The sequence below is a fragment of the Polynucleobacter ibericus genome (assembly GCF_018687955.1).
GTDB classification, from domain to species: domain Bacteria; phylum Pseudomonadota; class Gammaproteobacteria; order Burkholderiales; family Burkholderiaceae; genus Polynucleobacter; species Polynucleobacter ibericus.
In genome coordinates this window covers 1,841,406-1,859,278 of record NZ_CP061309.1, presented here as the reverse complement: position 1 = coordinate 1,859,278, position 17,873 = coordinate 1,841,406, and the positions used below count along the sequence as shown (strand labels likewise).

Below are 17,873 nucleotides of genomic sequence, written 5' to 3'. Positions count from 1 at the left end.
TGTGGAGATTTACCAAGGAAATTCTGATGAATAGCTTTACAAAGTGGCTCTTAAGCCTTGTTTTAATAGGGTTAGTGGGTATTTCTGTCTACACATGGGGTATGCTCACTTGGAGTTATGGAAGCGGTGAGCGCGCAGGGTATGTGCAGAAATTCTCTAATCGCGGCTATATTTGCAAAACCTGGGAAGGTGAATTGGCCATGGTTTCCATGCCAGGTACGATGTCAGAAAAATTCCTCTTTACGGTGCGTGAAGATGCTGTGGCGCAAAAAATCAATGCTAATTTAGGCAAAAAGGTTGCCCTAAAGTATGAGCAACACATTGGTTTGCCAACTACCTGTTTTGGCGATACCGAGTATTTTGTTTCTGATATTACTGTTTTGGAAGAGTAATTTGTAGTCGTAGTAAAAAATTGCTGTAACGCAACTTTATTTTTGTAATTTTTTGTGGTTAAAATCATGTAAGCGTAATGTGCGCTGACATCAATATCTATAAGGAGCTTCACTTGAACAAAGCCGAACTAATCGCAGCGATTGCTGACGACGCGGAGATTTCTAAAGCCAAAGCTGAATTCGCATTGAATTCTGCAATCGACACAATCATCAAAGCTGTTACTAAAGGTGACTCAGTACAACTGATCGGCTTTGGTACTTTTGCATCTGGTAAGCGCGCTGCACGTATGGGTCGTAACCCAAAAACTGGCGAGCCACTCAAAATTGCTGCTGCAAAAACTGTTAAGTTTTCTGCTGGTAAAGCATTTAAAGATTCAGTTAACAAGCGTAAGAAGTAATTCTTCCTTTGTTAATAAAAAAGCCCGGTACGCCGGGCTTTTTTATTTCCTTCAGATACAGAGGAAAAGGGCTGCATCCAATTGGGTTAGCTTTGCACTAAGCGTCGATGACGATGAATGCTCATGAGTATTCCTGCCCCAAATCCTAGCGTTACAAGTGCTGTACCGCCATAACTTATAAATGGCAGCGGCACCCCAACCACCGGTAATAAACCACTTACCATTCCGATATTCACGAATGCGTAGGTAAAGAAGATTAAGGTTACTGCTGCACCAAGTAATCGCGTAAATAAATTTGGCGCACTGGCAGAGATGGCTAGGCCCCTCTTAATTAATGCAAAGAAAAGTCCGAGCAAAACAAGATTGCCTAACAGACCAAACTCTTCCGAGAAAACGGCAAATACGAAGTCAGTATGTTTTTCTGGAATGAACTCTAAGTGGGCTTGCGTTCCCTGGAACCAGCCTTTACCAAAGAATCCGCCAGAGCCAATCGCAATCATCGATTGAATTGTGTGAAAACCTTTTCCTAATGGATCACTTGTTGGATCTAGCAAAGTACAGATGCGGTGTTTTTGATAATTGTGTACCAGCGGCCAAACCACATCATGAGCACATATAGTGCTGCCGAAAATAATGATCAACAAAATTCCCAGAACACCGAGTCCTACGAAAGGCAGAATCCATTTCCAGGGCAGGCCAGCCAGAATGATGACGTATAAACCTGCTGCAAAAACCAAGAGAGCAGTTCCTAAATCTGGTTGGCGAGCAATTAAAAAAACAGGGATCGCCAAGATGATGGCAGCAACACCATAGTCCCACGATTTTTGAATGCCCTCACGCTTTTGAAAGTACCAAGCAAGCATTAGTGGCATTGCGATCTTCATGATTTCAGATGGCTGAATAACAAATCCAATATTGAGCCAACGACGCGCACCTTTTTTAATTAATCCAAATACAGCCACTGCGACTAAAAGTGCCACACCGAATCCATAAATCCAAACCGCACCCATCTCCAGCCATTTTGGTGGGATGCGTGAGACAACCCACATCACCACAAATGACAATGCGAGATTGCGTAATTCATCTGCGATTTGAACAGGTGTATTTTGACTAGCAGACAGGAAGGTAAAAAAGCCAGCAGCCGCTAAGCCAAGCAGAATAAGGCCTAGCTGACGGTCTAAGCCTGCAAAGATTCCTAAGAAAAATCCTTTAACTTTAATTAAGGGGCTCTTTTCCATTCAGGAATCTCCTTAGGCCACTTGCCCTCTATGTAGTAGTCCAGTGCCTTACGCGCAATTGGTGCAGCATGTTGCGCACCAAAGCCTGCATTTTCAACCACCATTGCTATAACAATCGTTGGCTTATCGACTGGAGCAAATGCGATATATAAAGCGTGATCACGTAAAAATTCTGCAGTGGCGCTGTGCTTATATTCTTTTGAGTTCAAGCTAAATACTTGAGCGGTACCAGTTTTTCCGCCCACTTGATATCCGGTGCCTTTAAATGCTGCCGCAGAAGTACCAGTAATGTTTACCTCTAGCATCGCTTTTTTAATCACCTCAATATTTTCAGCATTCAGATCGATGCGATAACTTTCTTTTGGTGTCGTTAACACCCGATTGCGAGTAAAGGGATCTTCAATTGCTTTAACTAGGTGAGGCTTCATGACGATGCCGTTATTAGCAACGTTTGCCATGGCATGAGCCAATTGCAAAATGGTGAACGCGTTATAGCCTTGACCAATGCCTAAAGAAATAGTTTCACCCTCGTACCATTTTTGTTGCTCTGGTTTTTTGAAGGTATTTTTCTTCCACTCTGTAGATGGTAATACGCCTTTTGATTCACCTTGCAAATCAATGCCAGTGATTTGACCAAAGCCGAGAGGCTTCATAAAGTCATGCATCATATTCACACCCATATCGCGTGCAAGCAGATAGTAATAAGTATCACAAGACTCCACGATTGACTTTTGCATATCAACAATGCCGTGACCACCTTTTTTATCATCGCGGAAGGTGTGATTACCAAAGTCGAAGTAACCAGGATCAGAAATCGTTTGTGATGGCGTGCGCTTTTTATTCTCTAAAGCAGCAAGCGCCATAAAAGGTTTATAAGTTGATCCTGGTGGGTAGATGCCCTTTAGCGGACGGTTATAGAGTGGCTTCTGCGGAGAATCATTGAGCTCTTTCCAGGTAACGGAATCAATCCCCTCAACAAAGTCATTTGGATTGAAGTTGGGTTTAGATACAAATGCCAACACGTCGCCCGTCTCTGGTTCAATGGCAACAAACGCACCACGGAAATTGCCATAGAGTTGTTCAACTAAATATTGCAACTTGATATCAACAGAGAGCACAACATTTTTACCGGGCACCGATGGCGAGCTTGAAAGTGTGCGAACTGGTTTACCGCCCGCAGTAATTTCAACTTGATCGTATCCAGGCACACCACGCAAAACGTTTTCATAGCTTTGCTCTAGGCCAATCTTGCCGACGTACTGAATGCCCGGCAAAAAAGAGGCTTGCAGTGCATCGGGGTCATCAGCTTTGGCACCCTCAATTTCAGCCTGCATGCGCTCCTTATCTTTTTGGGAAACGCGCCCAATATAGCCAATAAGATGGGAGGCTAATTCGTTATATGGGTACTCCCGAAAGCTTCTGGCGCGGATTTCTACCCCAGGGAAGCGATAGCGATTAGCCATAAAACGGGCTGTTTCAGTCTCGTTCAGCATCGATCGTAGGGGAAAAGTTCCCATATTGCGGGAATCCTCTAGAGAACGCTTGAAATTGCGGCGATCTCGAGGCGAAATATCAATGATTTCAGAAAGATCATTGATTAATTGATCTACGTTGCCTTTGACCTCTTCTGCATTCACATCCAGGGTTAATGCAGAATAGTTACGCCCAATGACGATGCCATTACGATCAATTAAAAGACCGCGGTTGGCGGGCGCGGGCACTAATGCAATGCGATTGCTCTCTGCCAGCAGCGCATATTTTCCATGGCTAACAAGCTGCAGCCAAACTAGACGCGTGATGAGTAGTAAAAAACAAAATGTGACAAAGAGAGTCGCAATGTGAATGCGCTCTTGAAATGAATCGAGATCCGGTTTTTTAAAAGAAACCATGTCAATTCTTAGAGAGGTCGATTGTGATCAACATCTATAGGGCGACGCTGCGGTGCTAGCAAGATGCGGGTTGCTAATGGCCAAAGCATTGCTTCAATTAGCGCCTGAATAGCGCCAGTCAGAGCCCACCAGTAGAGCTCACCGCTCAGCAGCCAATGTGCCAGCACTGGAAATAGTGACACCAATAGGAAAATAGGCAATAGGTGTAAGGCTTGCGAGAGAACGCTCAGAGCCACAATGCGTCGATGCCATGAGATGGCCACATAGGCTACGAGCGAATAACTAAAGGCATGTAAGCCCAATAGATCTGAGTTATGAACATCCATCATCAGACCTAAAATGAAAGCGGTAATCACGCTGACATAACGATGCTGATGAATATTCCAAAACACGATACTCAGAATTAGCCAGTCGGGCACCCAACCATAATTGCCAATAGGCAACAGGTTTAATAACAGTGCACAAAATAAGCTGAAATAAATGAAGACCGGATTTACCGGGCGCAGAATATAGCCGCTCTGGAAATCGATCATTGCATTCCTCGCGCGCGAGTTTGACGTCTGCCTGGCGTATTGGTTAAAGGTGCGCCAGTTGCAGATTTGTTGTTAATAGCGGGAGCCTTTGCATCAAATTGCGGGTCATACAAAAGTGCAAGAGCTTGGCGATAGCGATTAACTGCGGCAACTGGTACGCAAAATACATTTGAAGAATTCTTATCGGCATTGCGCTCAATTTTGCTAATTACTGCTACAGCAAAGCCAGGAGGGTAAATGCCGTCAATTCCCGAAGTAAGCAAAATGTCTCCAACTTCAAGGTCGCTGGCAACTGGTAAATAGCGCAGTTCTAAAGGGTTGCCGCGTCCAGCCCCAAAAACGGCCGCACGCAGTCCGTTACGCGCCACTTGCACAGGAACCGCAAAATCTCGGTCCTCGAGTAGCGAAACCTCTGCAGAACGCTCATAAAGGCGCACCACTTGACCCAATATGCCGGAATCATTGGCGATTGGGTTGCCCAGCTTGAGGCCATCATTGCTGCCACGATTAATGACAATGCGCTGAGAAATTGGGTTAGGTGGATTAAATAGAATTTCAACTGGCAATGTTTTGAACGGCACTTGTTTTTGCAAAGCCATCAGCTCGCGCAAGTTTTGGTTTTCCACCATCAAAAATTCAGATTGATTTGCCAGCAAGGAAAGTTCTGCTTGACGCACTTTCATCACTTGGTTTTCTTGATCAAGAGTCGATCTTGTTGTGAAATACTCTGATGTTGCTTCAAGCGCATTGCGCGGCATCATCATCACATATTCAAGTGGTCGCAAAATCCAATTGACGTTATTGCGGATGGGGTCGAGTGCTTTAAAGCGAAAATCGATCAGCATCAGAGCGATGCTGATCGACAGACAGACAATCAGTTTAAGTAAGGCCGGAATGCCCTGTCTGAAAAGTGGTGGAGCGCTATGTTGCAATTCCCTATTCGACGTGTATGTCGCTTACTCGTGCGAGAACACTCCGCCTAACTTATCCATGCGCTCGAGTGCAATACCGCAACCACGAGCCACGCAAGTTAATGGATCTTCTGCAACATGAATTGGCAAGCCAGTTTCTTCAAGCAAGAGGCGATCCAGGTCGCGTAGTAAGGCTCCGCCGCCGGTCAGCATCATGCCGCGCTCGGCAATATCAGACGCCAACTCAGGTGGAATCTGCTCAAGAGCAGCTTTAACTGCAGTGACAATTTGATTCAATGGATCTGTTAATGCTTCCAAAATTTCATTGCTAGTAACAGTGAAGCTACGTGGAATGCCTTCAGAAAGATTGCGACCCTTTACTTCCATCTCGCGCACTTCTGCGCCAGGGAATGCAGAGCCAATTGTTTTCTTGATCAGCTCAGCAGTTTGTTCACCAATCAACATGCCGTAGTTACGACGGATGTAATTGGTAATGGCTTCATCAAACTTGTCGCCACCAACGCGCACAGAACCTTTGTAAACCATGCCACCTAATGACATCACGCCAACTTCAGTTGTGCCGCCACCAATGTCGACAACCATCGAACCAGCAGCTTCGGAAACTGGCAAGCCAGAGCCAATCGCAGCAGCCATTGGTTCTTCAATCAAAAATACTTGTGATGCACCAGCACCTAATGCAGACTCACGAATTGCGCGACGTTCAACTTGAGTAGATCCACAAGGAACACAAATGATGATGCGTGGGCTTGGCTTTAATAATTTGCTTTCATGCACAAGCTTGATAAATTGCTTGAGCATTTGTTCGGTAATGGTGAAATCGGCAATAACGCCATCTTTCATTGGACGAATCGCCTCAATGTTGCCTGGAACACGTCCCAACATGGCTTTTGCCTCTTTACCAACGGCCAAAATGGTCTTTTTGCCATTTGGACCACCCTCTTGGCGAATTGCCACAACAGAGGGTTCATCGAGGACAATACCCCGCTCACGCATATAAATTAAGGTGTTAGCGGTTCCTAGGTCGATGGCTAGGTCATTGGAAAAGTAGCTGCGGAAAAAACCAAACATGATGTAGTGGGAAAATAGAAAGTGTTAATGAAAATATATAGGAATGATACTCTAGCGCCCCATGAAACTTGATGATGTCCAGCGCATTGCGCACCTTTCGAGGCTTGAGTTAAATCAGGCAGAAGCTGAGGCAGTTTTGCCTCAATTGCAGGCTATTTTTTCCTTGGTGGAAGAAATGCAGGCTGTTGATACAACCGGTCTTGAGCCTTTAGCTCACCCAATCCTCTTTTTACGTGATTTGGCCCAGCCCCTGAGGGTTGATCAGGTGACTGAGTCAGATCATCGCGCAGAAAATATGAAATCAGCCCCTGCGCAGCATGATGGCTATTTCTTAGTGCCAAGGGTGATCGAATGAGTTGGCACAACACCCCTATCGCTTTAATGGCAAAAGCACTGGCAGCAAAAGAGGTCTCCAGCACCGAGTTAACCCAGTACTTTTTAGAACGTATTGAGGCTGGAAAACAATGGAATGCTTATCTTGATGTGAATGCTCACTTAAGTTTAGAGCAAGCAAATAAAGCAGATCAGCTCATTTCTTCTGGTAAAGCCAGAAAATTGACTGGTATCCCAGTGGCACATAAAGATGTCTTCGTTACCCGGGGCTGGAAGACTACTGCGGCCTCCAAAATCTTGTCTGGGTATCAGAGCCCTTTTGATGCCACTGTGGTTGCTAATCTGGGAATGCCAGACGAAAACAATCCCCATGCCGCTGGTATGGTTTGTTTGGGTAAAACCAATATGGATGAGTTTGCGATGGGTTCCTCTAATGAAAACTCCGCCTTTGGACCAGTTTTAAATCCTTGGAATTCTGCCCACGTAGCTGGAGGCTCATCTGGGGGCTCAGCTGCAGCTGTTGCTGCTGGCTTGGCTCCGATTGCGACCGGTACCGATACCGGCGGCTCGATTCGTCAGCCTGCTGCATTTTGTGGCTTGACTGGAATTAAGCCTAGCTATGGGCGAGTATCACGCTACGGCATGATCGCTTACGCATCCTCACTAGATCAAGCTGGCCCGATGGGCAAGACAGCGGAAGATTGTGCTTTGCTGCTCTCAGCAATGTCCTCGCATGATCCGCGTGACTCCACTTCATTGGCGGATTCTGGTGAAGACTATGGCCGTTACCTCAATCAGGTTTGGAAAGAAGGTAATGCAAATGTTGCAAAACCACTAGAAGGTCTACGCGTTGGTTTGCCAAAAGAATTCTTTGCAGAAGGTTTAGCAAGTGATGTTGCGAAATCTGTTAATGAAGCAGCTAAGCTTTTAGAAAACCTAGGCGCCACATTAATTGAAGTGAGTTTGCCTAAGACAAAGTTATCCATTCCGGTGTATTACGTTTTAGCTCCAGCTGAAGCATCCAGTAATTTGAGTCGCTTTGATGGTGTTCGTTATGGACATCGCGCTAACGAATATCGTGATCTTAATGATATGTATGCGAAGTCACGCACCGAAGGTTTTGGCTCAGAAGTAAAGCGCCGCATCATGATTGGAACGTATGTTCTTTGCCACGGCTACTACGACGCTTACTATCTTCAAGCGCAAAAAATTCGTCGCATTATTGCGGCAGATTTCCAGGCTGCATTTAATCAGTGCGATGTCATCCTTGGGCCTGTAGCTCCTGATGTAGCCTGGCGCTTGGGTGAGAAGTCAAAAGACCCTGTACAAATGTACTTAGAAGATATTTATACGCTTTCTACGAACTTAGCAGGCTTGCCAGCGATGAGCGTTCCTTGTGGATTTAATGCAAACAACCTACCTATTGGTATGCAGTTGATTGGCAATTATTTTTCTGAAGCACGCTTGTTGCAGGTAGCTCATCAATATCAGCAAGCCAGTGATTGGCATTTGCGACCAGCAAGCGAGGTGGCATGATGCAATGGGAAGTCGTTATTGGTCTAGAGACCCACGCACAGCTACAAACGCAGTCCAAGATTTTTAGTGGCGCAAGTACACGCTTTGGTGCAGAACCAAATACACAAGCATGTGCAGTTGATCTGGCATTGCCTGGTGTTTTACCAGTGCTAAATCGTCAAGCTGTTGAACATGCTATTCGTTTTGGTTTGGCTGTGAATGCGAAGATTTCACCGGCAAGTATTTTTGCGCGTAAGAATTATTTCTATCCTGATTTGCCAAAGGGCTATCAAATTAGTCAGATGGATATTCCGGTTGTTGTTGGCGGACATCTTGAAATGTTGGTAGGCGATGAGGTAAAAGTAGTTGAGCTCACTCGTGCCCATATGGAAGAAGATGCGGGCAAATCAGTTCACGAGGAGGGCTTTACTGGCCCCCATGGCGAGCCTTCTAGCGGTATCGACTTAAATCGTGCTGGCACACCCCTGCTAGAGATCGTGACTGAGCCAGTCATGCGCAGTGCAGCTGAAGCAGTTGCCTATGCCAAGGCTTTGCATGGCCTAGTCGTTTGGCTCGGAGTTTGCGACGGCAATATGCAAGAGGGCTCTTTCCGTTGCGACGCCAACGTATCCGTTCGCCCTAAGGGTCAGGTTGAGTTTGGTACTCGTTGTGAAATTAAAAATTTGAACTCTTTCCGCTTTTTGGAAGAAGCCATTCAATACGAAGTTCGTCGTCAAATTGAGCTGATTGAAGATGGTGGCACTGTTGTTCAAGAAACGCGTTTATATGATCCTGATCGTGGTGAAACGCGCAGCATGCGCAGTAAAGAAGATGCCAACGACTATCGCTATTTCCCGGATCCTGATTTATTGCCAGTAGTCATTGATGACGCATGGATTGCGGATGTACGTAGCAAAATGCCCGCGCTCCCCGCGCAATTGCGCGAACAGTGGCAAAGCGAGTTTGGTTTGAGCGCTTACGATGCCCAGTTGCTCACGCAAGATCGTGATACTGCCAAAGTATTTGAAGACCTCTTGGCTATCGTTGGTAAGCCATTGGCAAAAGCAGCCGCTAATTTAATTGCTGGTGAACTTGCATCGTCATTAAACCGCGCAGGTATTGCCGCAGCAGATGCGCCATTAAAGGCAGAGCATTTAGCGCCATTGCTGACTCGCGTAGCAGACGGCACCATCTCCAATAAGATTGCTAAAGATATCTTTGCCATTCTTTGGGAAGAGGCAATTACGGGTAAAGCCATTAGCACGGTTGATCAAGTCATTGATGCCAAAGGCTTGAAGCAAATTAGTGACAGTGGCGCACTCGAAACAATCATTGATCAAGTTCTGGCAGCTAATCAGAAGTCTGTTGAAGAGTTCCGCTCTGGCAAAGAGAAGGCTTTTAATGCCCTAGTGGGCCAGATTATGAAGGCCTCACAAGGTAAGGCTAATCCAGGCCAGGTAAATGAACTCTTACGTAAAAAGCTAAGCTAACTAAGTTTATAAAATTGCTTAATAAAAAAGAAATTTGAGAAAGAAATCCATGAGTGCAATAGATCCAAAGCAAGCCGAGCAAGAAGAGTTAGTTGCTGAGTGGTTGCGTGCAACCCCAGGCTTCTTTGAGCGCTATGCTGATTTATTTAATGAAATTCGGATTAAGCACCCACACGAGGATCGAGCGATCTCTTTACAAGAGCGTCAGATGACGGTATTGCGCACGCAAAATCAAGAGCTCAATCGCCGCTTAAGTGAGATGTTGCACTTTGGCAGTCGCAACGATAAAACCCAACAAAGTTTAGTTGCCTGGTTATTGCGTTTGATGAAAGCAAATAACAAATCTGATGTGGAAGCAGCAATTACCGCCGGCTTGGCAGAAGTATTTGAAGTGGAGTCCGCACAATTACTATCGCCTAACGCTGCATTTGGCCCTTGGGTAGACACCCCTTTATGTGGCTCGGCTAAAGAGTTGGCTGCTGCTAGCGTAGATTTACTGGCAAGCCAAACAACCATTGATCCTGAATGGCAAAGTATGGTTGCCATTGGATTGCCGCTAGGAAAAAGTGTTGGCACAACTCAATCGCCAGCAGTATTGCTGTTGGCTAGCAAAGATGAGTCTCGTTTTACTGCCGATATGGGCGCTTTCTATTTACGCCAGATCGCTGAATTAACTGCAGCAGCTTTGGATCGTATCCAGGCTTATGAAATTAAAGGCGACTGATCTTCATCCCCTCATGCAGGAGTATTTGCATGAGCTGCATGTCTTGCGTCAACTGTCGCCGCATACGCTCAAAGCGTATGGCATGGATCTGAGCGATCTCCAAAATTTTGCACTAGAAGATTCCATCGAATTATTAAAAGTCAGCAATGGCCATGTGCGTCGTTGGGCTGGGCGTCTACACGCCAAAGGTAAATCCTCAAGAAGTATTGCAAGAGCGCTTTCTGCATGGCGTGGTTGGTATGACTGGCTTACCGAGAAGGACGCGAGGCGCGATGCTCGTGCTGGCAAAGTAACTAGCAACTTAGTCGCTAATCCAGTTGATGACGTGAAAGCGCCGAAACGTTTGAAGTCATTGCCAAAGGCGCTATCAGTTGAGCAGGCGCTTGCCTTAGTCCATCAAGCCGTTAAAGAGGCTGAAGAAAAGAAAGACTTGGAATCAATTCGTGATGCAGCCATTATTGATTTACTTTATTCCTCAGGTTTGCGTCTTTCAGAGCTTTTGGGAATTGATGTGATGCAAAGCAAGGACCGCCAGCATGAATCTGCCGGTTGGTTAGATTGGGACGCTGCCGAAGTGACCGTTTTGGGTAAGGGCGGCAAACGTCGCTCAGTTCCGGTTGGTATTCCAGCAATGAGATCGCTTACTGCATGGCGAGAGCTGCGTGACGCAGGCAGTTATTCAGAAGAATCCATTGCATTGTTTTTGTCGGCTACTGGTAAGCGCTTATCTCCTCGCACTGTTCAGGCGCGTTTGCGTACTTTGGCCATGCGCGCTGGTTTACCGACCCATGTGCACCCACATATGATGCGCCATAGTTTTGCAAGTCACGTACTGCAATCCTCGCAGGACTTACGTGCCGTTCAGGAAATGTTGGGGCATGCGAGTATCGCCAGCACTCAGATTTACACCTCCCTAGACTTTCAGCACCTCGCTCAGGCATACGATAAAGCGCATCCACGCGCAAAGGCTGGCAAAGGCTGAGGAACTCGGTAAGATAGAAGGTTTCCCGCTTTGGGAAACGATGGCGTTTAGATTTTGATTGGATCATTCATGGCATTAATCCCGGTAACGATTTTGACGGGCTTCTTAGGAAGCGGCAAAACCACTTTGCTTAAACATATTCTGACTGAGGAGCACGGTAAAAAAATTGCCGTGATTGAGAATGAGTTCGGCGAAGAAAATATTGATAACGACATCTTGGTTCAAGACAACCAAGAGAATATTGTGCAAATGAGCAATGGCTGCATCTGCTGCACCATTCGCGGTGATCTTGTCGATGCCTTAAATGAACTTTGGGAGCAGCGTAAAGATAAGAAGATTAGCTTTGATCGTGTGGTCATTGAAACCACTGGCGTAGCTAATCCGGGCCCTGTAGCCCAGACATTCTTTATGGATGATGATGTTGCCGACCACTACGTTTTAGATGCTGTCGTGACATTGGTTGATGCCAAACATGGTCAGCAGCAGCTTAATGAGCATGAAGAGGCTCAGCGTCAAGTTGGTTTTGCCGATCAAATCTTCATTACTAAAACAGATTTAGTGACTTCTGCCGAAGTGGATGCCTTACGTAATCGTTTGATGCACATGAACCCAAGAGCACCTATTGCAGGTATTTCTAAAGGCGTAGTACCTCTAAATGCAGTTTTGGATCTCAAGGGCTTCAATCTGAACGCCAAACTGGACATCGATCCGCATTTCTTGGAGCAGGACGACCACGATCACGCTAATTGCGGGCACGATCATAGCCATGATCATGACCACAGCACCTGCGGGCACGATCATAGTCATGACCATGAGCACCACCATGGCCATGCAGGCCATACAGACCGCATCCAATCCTTTGTTTTTCGTAGTGATAAACCCTTTGATCATAAAAAACTGGAAGACTTCCTGGGAGGCATTCTGGAGGTCTTTGGGGAGAAGATGCTGCGCTATAAAGGCGTGCTTTATGTGAAGGGAAGTAACCGAAAAGTGGTGTTCCAGGGGGTTCATCAGATGATGGGCAGCGATTTAGCTGGTCCCTGGGGTACCGAGCCTAAGCAAACCCGTATGGTCTTCATAGGCATTGATTTGCCTAAGGACACCCTATTGGCTGGGCTCGAGGGGTGTTTGGCCTAGAAAGATTCGGGTACAATCCGCCGCCACGGTCAATATTGATGAATATTGATTCAGTGGTAATAAAAGTTTGGCAGAATGAGGCAATAATGCTTCAAACCAGGAAAGAATGAGATGACGGTAAAAACAGCAACAAAACCAGCGACTGCTGCAAAAACCAGCGCTAAGGCTGCGAGCACGAAAGCTGTAAAGGGTGCTCCACTGACTGAGGTGGAATTGCTCAAAATGTCCGACAAGGACTACATGAGTGCTGCGCAGTTAGATTTTTTCCGTCAAAAATTACTCACCCTCAAAGACGACATTCTGAAAAACGCATCCGAGACCACGGAGCATTTGCGTGAAAATATTTTGGTCCCAGATCCTGCAGATCGTGCAACGATTGAAGAAGAGCATGCATTGGAATTGCGCACGCGTGACCGCGAACGCAAGTTACTCAAAAAAGTAGAGCAAGCCTTAGCACGCATCGAATCTGGTGACTATGGTTGGTGTGAGGAAACAGGTGAGCCAATCGGCTTGAATCGTTTAATTGCAAGGCCTACAGCCAATTTATCTCTTGAGGCTCAAGAGCGTCGCGAACTCCGTCAAAAATTATTTGGCGAATAAATTAGGTTTGTAATGACTAAGCATTTGCCTACTCTGAGTGATATCTCGCCTTTATTAAAGGCGGAGATTCTTGCTGAAGCGCTGCCTTACATTCGCGCCTATCACGGCAAGACTATTGTGATTAAGTACGGTGGAAACGCCATGGTCGAAGAGCGCCTCAAAGAAAGCTTTGCGCGCGATGTGATCTTATTGAAATTAGTGGGCATGAATCCAGTAGTGGTTCACGGTGGTGGACCACAGATTGATGAAGCCCTTAAGAAAATCGGTAAGACTGGTACCTTTATTCAGGGTATGCGCGTAACCGATGAAGAGACCATGGAAGTGGTTGAATGGGTTCTCGGGGGCGAAGTACAGCAAGACATCGTGATGTTGATCAACCATTTCGGTGGTCAGGCAGTTGGCTTGACTGGAAAAGATGGCGGGCTCATTCGGGCGAAAAAGATGCTCGTTCCTAATGAACAAATGGTTGGAAGCACTATTGATATTGGATTTGTTGGTGAAATTGAAACGATTAATCCGGCAGTTGTTAAGGCCTTGCAAGACGATGCGTTTATTCCGGTGATATCTCCGATTGGTTTTAGTGAAGAAGGCCAGGCCTACAACATTAACGCTGACTTAGTGGCTGGCAAGATGGCTGAAATTCTGCACGCAGAAAAGCTGGTCATGATGACCAATATTCCAGGCGTAATGGATAAGGGCGGTAATTTGCTCACAGATTTAACCGCTCGTGAAATCGATGGATTGTTTGCTGATGGCACGATCTCTGGTGGAATGCTACCTAAGATTTCCTCTGCATTGGATGCCGCTAAGAGTGGCGTGAATTCAGTACACATCATTGATGGTCGTATTGAACATTCTTTATTGCTAGAAATTCTGACCGAGCAGGCCTTCGGAACGATGATCCGTTCCAGATAAGCTGATAAGTATGCGTGAATCATTAGAGCCGACAGACATCAACGACAGCAATGCTGACGCTGGTAAGGCTCGTAAGCGCCCACGCCCAGGCGAGCGTCGTTTGCAGATTCTGCAAGTGCTTGCCGAGATGTTGCAAAACCCAAAAGGTGAGCGCGTTACTACTGCAGCCTTAGCGGCAAAGATTGAAGTTTCAGAAGCAGCTCTCTATCGTCATTTCGCCAGCAAAGCGCAAATGTTTGAGGGCCTGATTTCTTTCATTGAGCAAACCGTTTTCGGACTGATTAATCAAATCAATCAAAAGGAAGAGTCTGGTCTTGCTCAAGCACGCGGTATTTTGCAGATGCTCTTGTTTTTTGCGGAAAAGAATCCTGGTATGACTCGTGTTTTATTGGGCGACGCTTTACTGCAAGAAGATGATCGTTTGCAAGAGCGCATTACCCAAGTATTGGATCGTGTCGAGGCATCCTTGAAGCAAGCCCTACGCATTGCTCAAACCCAAGGCGGTAACTGGGCACAGCTAGGGCAAGAAGAGGTGAGTATTCGCGCTGCCATGCTGATGAGTTTTGTTTTAGGTCGTTGGCATCGCTTTGCCCGTAGCGGATTTAAGAAGCTGCCAACCGAAGCCTCCGATGTTAGTTTGCGCCTTCTCCTGTCAGAATGAGCGAGCTACACCTCTCTAGAAATACTATTCATTTTGCCGAGCCCCTGCCTTTGCAGAGTGGCGCCATGCTCTCTGGCTACGATTTAGTTATTGAGACTTACGGCAAGCTAAACGCCGATAAAAGCAATGCGGTATTGGTCTGTCATGCCCTTAATGCATCTCATCACGTAGCTGGTCCAAGCCCAGAAGATCCGCAAGATATCGGCTGGTGGGACAACATGATTGGCCCAGGTAAGCCGGTAGATACCAACCACTTCTTTGTCATTGGCGTAAATAACTTGGGCTCTTGCTTTGGCTCCACTGGGCCGATGAGTATTAATCCAGAAACTGGTAAGCCCTACGGCGCTGATTTTCCGGTTGTCACGGTTGAGGATTGGGTCAATACGCAAGCTCGCTTGGCAGATAAGTTAGGCATTCGCAAATTTGCCGCGGTGATGGGTGGTAGCTTAGGTGGTATGCAGGCTATGGCTTGGGCTATTCAGTTTCCTAAGCGCTTAGATCATTGCGTTGTTGTCGCATCAACCCCAAAACTCAGCGCGCAAAATATTGCCTTTAATGAAGTGGCGCGTAATGCTATTTTGTCGGACCCTGATTTTCATGGAGGCAACTACTACGAGCATGGCGTTGTACCAAAACGCGGTTTACGTTTAGCTCGTATGGTTGGTCATATCACTTATTTATCTGACGATGACATGGCCGAAAAATTTGGACGTGAATTACAACGTCCTAACGGTGAGTCTAATGACTACCGCTTTAGCTTTGATGTTGAGTTTGAGGTTGAGAGTTATTTACGTCATCAGGGCGATAAGTTTTCAACCTACTTTGATGCAAACACGTATTTGCTCATTACTCGCGCACTTGATTACTTTGACCCTTCACGCCGTTACGATGGTAGTCTAGATCGTGCTCTGGCAGAGGTGCAGGCGAAGTTTTTGGTAGTCAGCTTCTCAACGGATTGGCGCTTTCCGCCCAATCGTAGCCGTGAGATTGTGCAGTCATTGCTTAGTAATAAGAGTGAAGTCACGTATGCAGAGATTGATGCGCCGCATGGCCATGATGCGTTCTTGTTAGATGATGAGCGCTATCACAATCTAGTGCGGGCTTACTTTATGCAAATGCGCGAGGCTTAAATATGAGCAACTTCAACAAGCGCGCCGACTTTGCTGCCATAGCCAATTGGATTGCACCGAACACTCAAGTGTTAGACCTCGGTTGTGGTGACGGTAGCTTCTTGGAGTTTTTACAGAAGCAAAAACCCGTGCATGCTTATGGAGTTGAGATTGATGATTCACGGGTACTCTCTTGCGTGCAAAAAGGGTTGAATGTTATCCAGCAAGATTTAGAGGGCGGCTTAGCGCTTTTTGAAGACAATAGTTTTGATACCGTTGTGCTTTCACAAACCTTACAAACCATTCATCAGACTGAAAAGATCTTGCGCGAAGTAGTGCGCGTAGGAAAAGAATCTGTTATTTCCTTTCCAAATTTTGGGCACTGGTCACATCGCTTGGCTGTTGGCTTAGGTCGTATGCCAGTTTCTAAAAGCCTTCCTTACCAGTGGTACAACACGCCGAACGTACGCGTGCTGACTGTTGCTGACTTTGAGAAGTTAGCCTCAAGTCTTGGCTTAAAGGTGATCGATCAATGCATCTTGCATGAGGGCCGCCAGGTTACCTTGATGCCAAATCTATTTGGCAGCCTCGCTTTATTCCGCATTCGTCGTGCTTAGAATAAAAATTCAAAGGTGTTAACTGCAGTCCAATCTTGGTTAAAAGACTTTCGGGTTTACCTCGAGTGGCCTTGTTTACGGATGCTCTTCTTGGGCTTCTCTGCAGGGTTGCCTTTGTTACTCATTCTGGGCACCCTCAGCTTTTGGTTGCGCGAAGCCGGGATTGATCGCAGTACTATCGGTTACTTAACTTGGGTTGGTTTGATCTATGCCTTTAAGTGGGTTTGGGCGCCCCTCGTAGACCGCTTGCAAATTCCCTTGCTGACTAAATTATTTGGTCGCCGTCGTAGTTGGTTACTTTTTGCGCAAGCGCTCATCATTTTGGGACTTGTCGGTATGTCGACCTTAGACCCCAAGCTCGCACTCAACTCTATTGTTTGGTGTGCGCTATTGGTAGCGTTTGGATCTGCCACTCAAGATATTGCATTGGATGCTTTTCGGATTGAATCAGCCAATAGCGATCATCAAGCGGCCTTGGCTGCCACTTATCAAACTGGCTATCGACTAGCTCTGATATGGGCTGGCGCAGGTGTTCTCTGGCTTGCTGCTCGTGCTGAAACAGGCAGCGGTTACGATGCCAGTGCATGGCAATTTGCGTATCTCTGTATGGCAGCTTCTATAGGCGTTGGCGTTATTACAACCTTGTTAAGTAAAGAGCCAGTGAAGTATGAGTTGGCAAAGGTACGCACTGCCAAGGCGTGGCTATATCAAACCTTGGTAGAGCCGTTTGCAGAATTTATTACCCGCTATCGCTGGCATGCTGTTTTGATTTTGTCTTTGATTGCTGTCTATCGCATTAGCGATGTAGTGATGGGCATTATGGCCAATCCATTTTATGTTGACATGGGTTACACCAAGGACGAAGTTGCGGCGGTGAGCAAGGTATTTGGTGTGGTGATGACTTTGGTAGGTGCCTTTGTTGGTGGAGTACTTACCCTGCGCTTTGGAGTGTTAAGAATTCTGTTTGTAGGCGCAGTTCTTTCGGCAGTCAGTAATTTATTGTTTGCGTGGCTTGCAACACAAGGTCATGATTTACATGGATTGATTTGGGTAATCTCTGCCGATAACTTAAGTTCAGGCATTGCCAGTGCAGCCTTTATTGCCTTCTTATCGTCACTGACCAATATCCGCTACTCAGCAACTCAATACGCATTATTTAGCTCGATGATGCTGCTCCTACCCAAATGGCTGGCGGGCTTCTCCGGAGTGTTTGTCGACAACTTTGGATACCAAACATTTTTCTATGGCACCGCCATTATTGGCGCCCCTGTCTTGCTCTTAATTTGGGCGACGATTCATTTCAAGATTGTTCAGATTAAAAAAGAAGGGGAGTAGAGGGC

The 17,873-nt window shown here is 46.3% G+C and carries 19 protein-coding genes; 14 read left to right on the top strand and 5 right to left on the bottom strand.

What is annotated here, in order from left to right; translation table 11 throughout:
* Nucleotides 1-26 precede the first annotated feature (26 nt).
* Both AOC20_RS09435 and AOC20_RS09430 read left to right on the top strand, forming a co-directional pair.
* The gene (locus tag AOC20_RS09435) at nucleotides 27-392 is read left to right on the top strand and encodes a DUF8785 domain-containing protein (RefSeq protein WP_215360537.1); all 366 of its coding nucleotides are present in this window, start codon (nucleotides 27-29) and stop codon (nucleotides 390-392) included.
* A gap of 113 nt (nucleotides 393-505) precedes the next feature.
* On the top strand, nucleotides 506-790 hold the full coding sequence (locus AOC20_RS09430; protein WP_048812313.1) for an HU family DNA-binding protein: 285 nt from the start codon (nucleotides 506-508) through the stop codon (nucleotides 788-790).
* A gap of 86 nt (nucleotides 791-876) precedes the next feature.
* Here the strand turns inward: AOC20_RS09430 and rodA are convergent, their stop codons facing one another.
* The 5 genes from rodA to AOC20_RS09405 are packed head-to-tail and all read right to left on the bottom strand — an operon-like array spanning nucleotide 877 to nucleotide 6,450.
* Nucleotides 877-2,028 carry a rod shape-determining protein RodA gene (gene rodA / locus AOC20_RS09425; RefSeq protein WP_215360536.1) on the bottom strand — a complete coding sequence of 384 codons (1,152 nt, stop codon included), beginning with the start codon at nucleotides 2,026-2,028 and terminating at the stop codon, nucleotides 877-879.
* A complete protein-coding gene (gene mrdA / locus AOC20_RS09420) occupies nucleotides 2,010-3,917 on the bottom strand; it encodes a penicillin-binding protein 2 (RefSeq protein ID WP_215360535.1) in 1,908 nt (635 codons plus the stop codon). Before mrdA ends, rodA begins: the two co-directional genes overlap by 19 nt.
* An 8-nt stretch (nucleotides 3,918-3,925) precedes the next feature.
* Complete coding sequence (mreD, locus tag AOC20_RS09415) at nucleotides 3,926-4,450, bottom strand: rod shape-determining protein MreD (RefSeq protein WP_215360534.1); 525 nt, start codon at nucleotides 4,448-4,450, stop codon at nucleotides 3,926-3,928.
* On the bottom strand, nucleotides 4,447-5,382 hold the full coding sequence (gene mreC / locus AOC20_RS09410) for a rod shape-determining protein MreC (protein ID WP_215360533.1): 936 nt from the start codon (nucleotides 5,380-5,382) through the stop codon (nucleotides 4,447-4,449). The genes mreD and mreC overlap by 4 nt, the downstream gene beginning before the upstream one ends.
* A gap of 24 nt (nucleotides 5,383-5,406) precedes the next feature.
* Nucleotides 5,407-6,450: a rod shape-determining protein gene (locus AOC20_RS09405; RefSeq protein WP_068319852.1), complete on the bottom strand. Its 1,044-nt coding sequence runs from the start codon at nucleotides 6,448-6,450 to the stop codon at nucleotides 5,407-5,409.
* A 61-nt stretch (nucleotides 6,451-6,511) separates the two neighbouring features.
* On the opposite strand from AOC20_RS09405, the gene gatC reads away from it, so the two are divergent.
* From gatC to AOC20_RS09345, 12 genes are all read left to right on the top strand, one after another.
* Complete coding sequence (gene gatC / locus AOC20_RS09400) at nucleotides 6,512-6,805, top strand: Asp-tRNA(Asn)/Glu-tRNA(Gln) amidotransferase subunit GatC (protein WP_215360532.1); 294 nt, start codon at nucleotides 6,512-6,514, stop codon at nucleotides 6,803-6,805.
* Entirely contained in the window at nucleotides 6,802-8,319 is a 1,518-nt protein-coding gene (gatA, locus tag AOC20_RS09395) for an Asp-tRNA(Asn)/Glu-tRNA(Gln) amidotransferase subunit GatA (protein ID WP_215360531.1), read from the top strand. The genes gatC and gatA overlap by 4 nt, the downstream gene beginning before the upstream one ends.
* On the top strand, nucleotides 8,319-9,788 hold the full coding sequence (gene gatB, locus AOC20_RS09390; RefSeq protein ID WP_215362308.1) for an Asp-tRNA(Asn)/Glu-tRNA(Gln) amidotransferase subunit GatB: 1,470 nt from the start codon (nucleotides 8,319-8,321) through the stop codon (nucleotides 9,786-9,788). The genes gatA and gatB overlap by 1 nt, the downstream gene beginning before the upstream one ends.
* Nucleotides 9,789-9,837: 49 nt before the next feature.
* Nucleotides 9,838-10,512, top strand: coding sequence for a DUF484 family protein (locus AOC20_RS09385; RefSeq protein WP_215360530.1), 675 nt, complete (start codon nucleotides 9,838-9,840; stop codon nucleotides 10,510-10,512).
* The gene (locus AOC20_RS09380; RefSeq protein ID WP_215360529.1) at nucleotides 10,493-11,494 is read left to right on the top strand and encodes a tyrosine recombinase XerC; all 1,002 of its coding nucleotides are present in this window, start codon (nucleotides 10,493-10,495) and stop codon (nucleotides 11,492-11,494) included. Before AOC20_RS09385 ends, AOC20_RS09380 begins: the two co-directional genes overlap by 20 nt.
* A gap of 69 nt (nucleotides 11,495-11,563) precedes the next feature.
* Nucleotides 11,564-12,631: a CobW family GTP-binding protein gene (locus AOC20_RS09375; protein ID WP_215360528.1), complete on the top strand. Its 1,068-nt coding sequence runs from the start codon at nucleotides 11,564-11,566 to the stop codon at nucleotides 12,629-12,631.
* A gap of 222 nt (nucleotides 12,632-12,853) precedes the next feature.
* A complete protein-coding gene (dksA, locus tag AOC20_RS09370) occupies nucleotides 12,854-13,231 on the top strand; it encodes an RNA polymerase-binding protein DksA (RefSeq protein ID WP_088525877.1) in 378 nt (125 codons plus the stop codon).
* Nucleotides 13,232-13,243: 12 nt separating this feature from the next.
* On the top strand, nucleotides 13,244-14,146 hold the full coding sequence (argB, locus tag AOC20_RS09365; protein WP_215360527.1) for an acetylglutamate kinase: 903 nt from the start codon (nucleotides 13,244-13,246) through the stop codon (nucleotides 14,144-14,146).
* A gap of 10 nt (nucleotides 14,147-14,156) precedes the next feature.
* Nucleotides 14,157-14,807, top strand: coding sequence for a nucleoid occlusion factor SlmA (slmA, locus tag AOC20_RS09360; RefSeq protein ID WP_215360526.1), 651 nt, complete (start codon nucleotides 14,157-14,159; stop codon nucleotides 14,805-14,807).
* Nucleotides 14,804-15,937 (top strand): homoserine O-succinyltransferase MetX, encoded by a 1,134-nt coding sequence (gene metX, locus AOC20_RS09355; RefSeq protein WP_215360525.1) that lies wholly within the window; start codon nucleotides 14,804-14,806, stop codon nucleotides 15,935-15,937. The genes slmA and metX overlap by 4 nt, the downstream gene beginning before the upstream one ends.
* Nucleotides 15,938-15,939: 2 nt before the next feature.
* On the top strand, nucleotides 15,940-16,533 hold the full coding sequence (gene metW, locus AOC20_RS09350) for a methionine biosynthesis protein MetW (protein WP_215360524.1): 594 nt from the start codon (nucleotides 15,940-15,942) through the stop codon (nucleotides 16,531-16,533).
* 15 nt (nucleotides 16,534-16,548) lie between these two features.
* Complete coding sequence (locus tag AOC20_RS09345; protein WP_215360523.1) at nucleotides 16,549-17,868, top strand: AmpG family muropeptide MFS transporter; 1,320 nt, start codon at nucleotides 16,549-16,551, stop codon at nucleotides 17,866-17,868.
* Nucleotides 17,869-17,873: the final 5 nt, after the last annotated feature.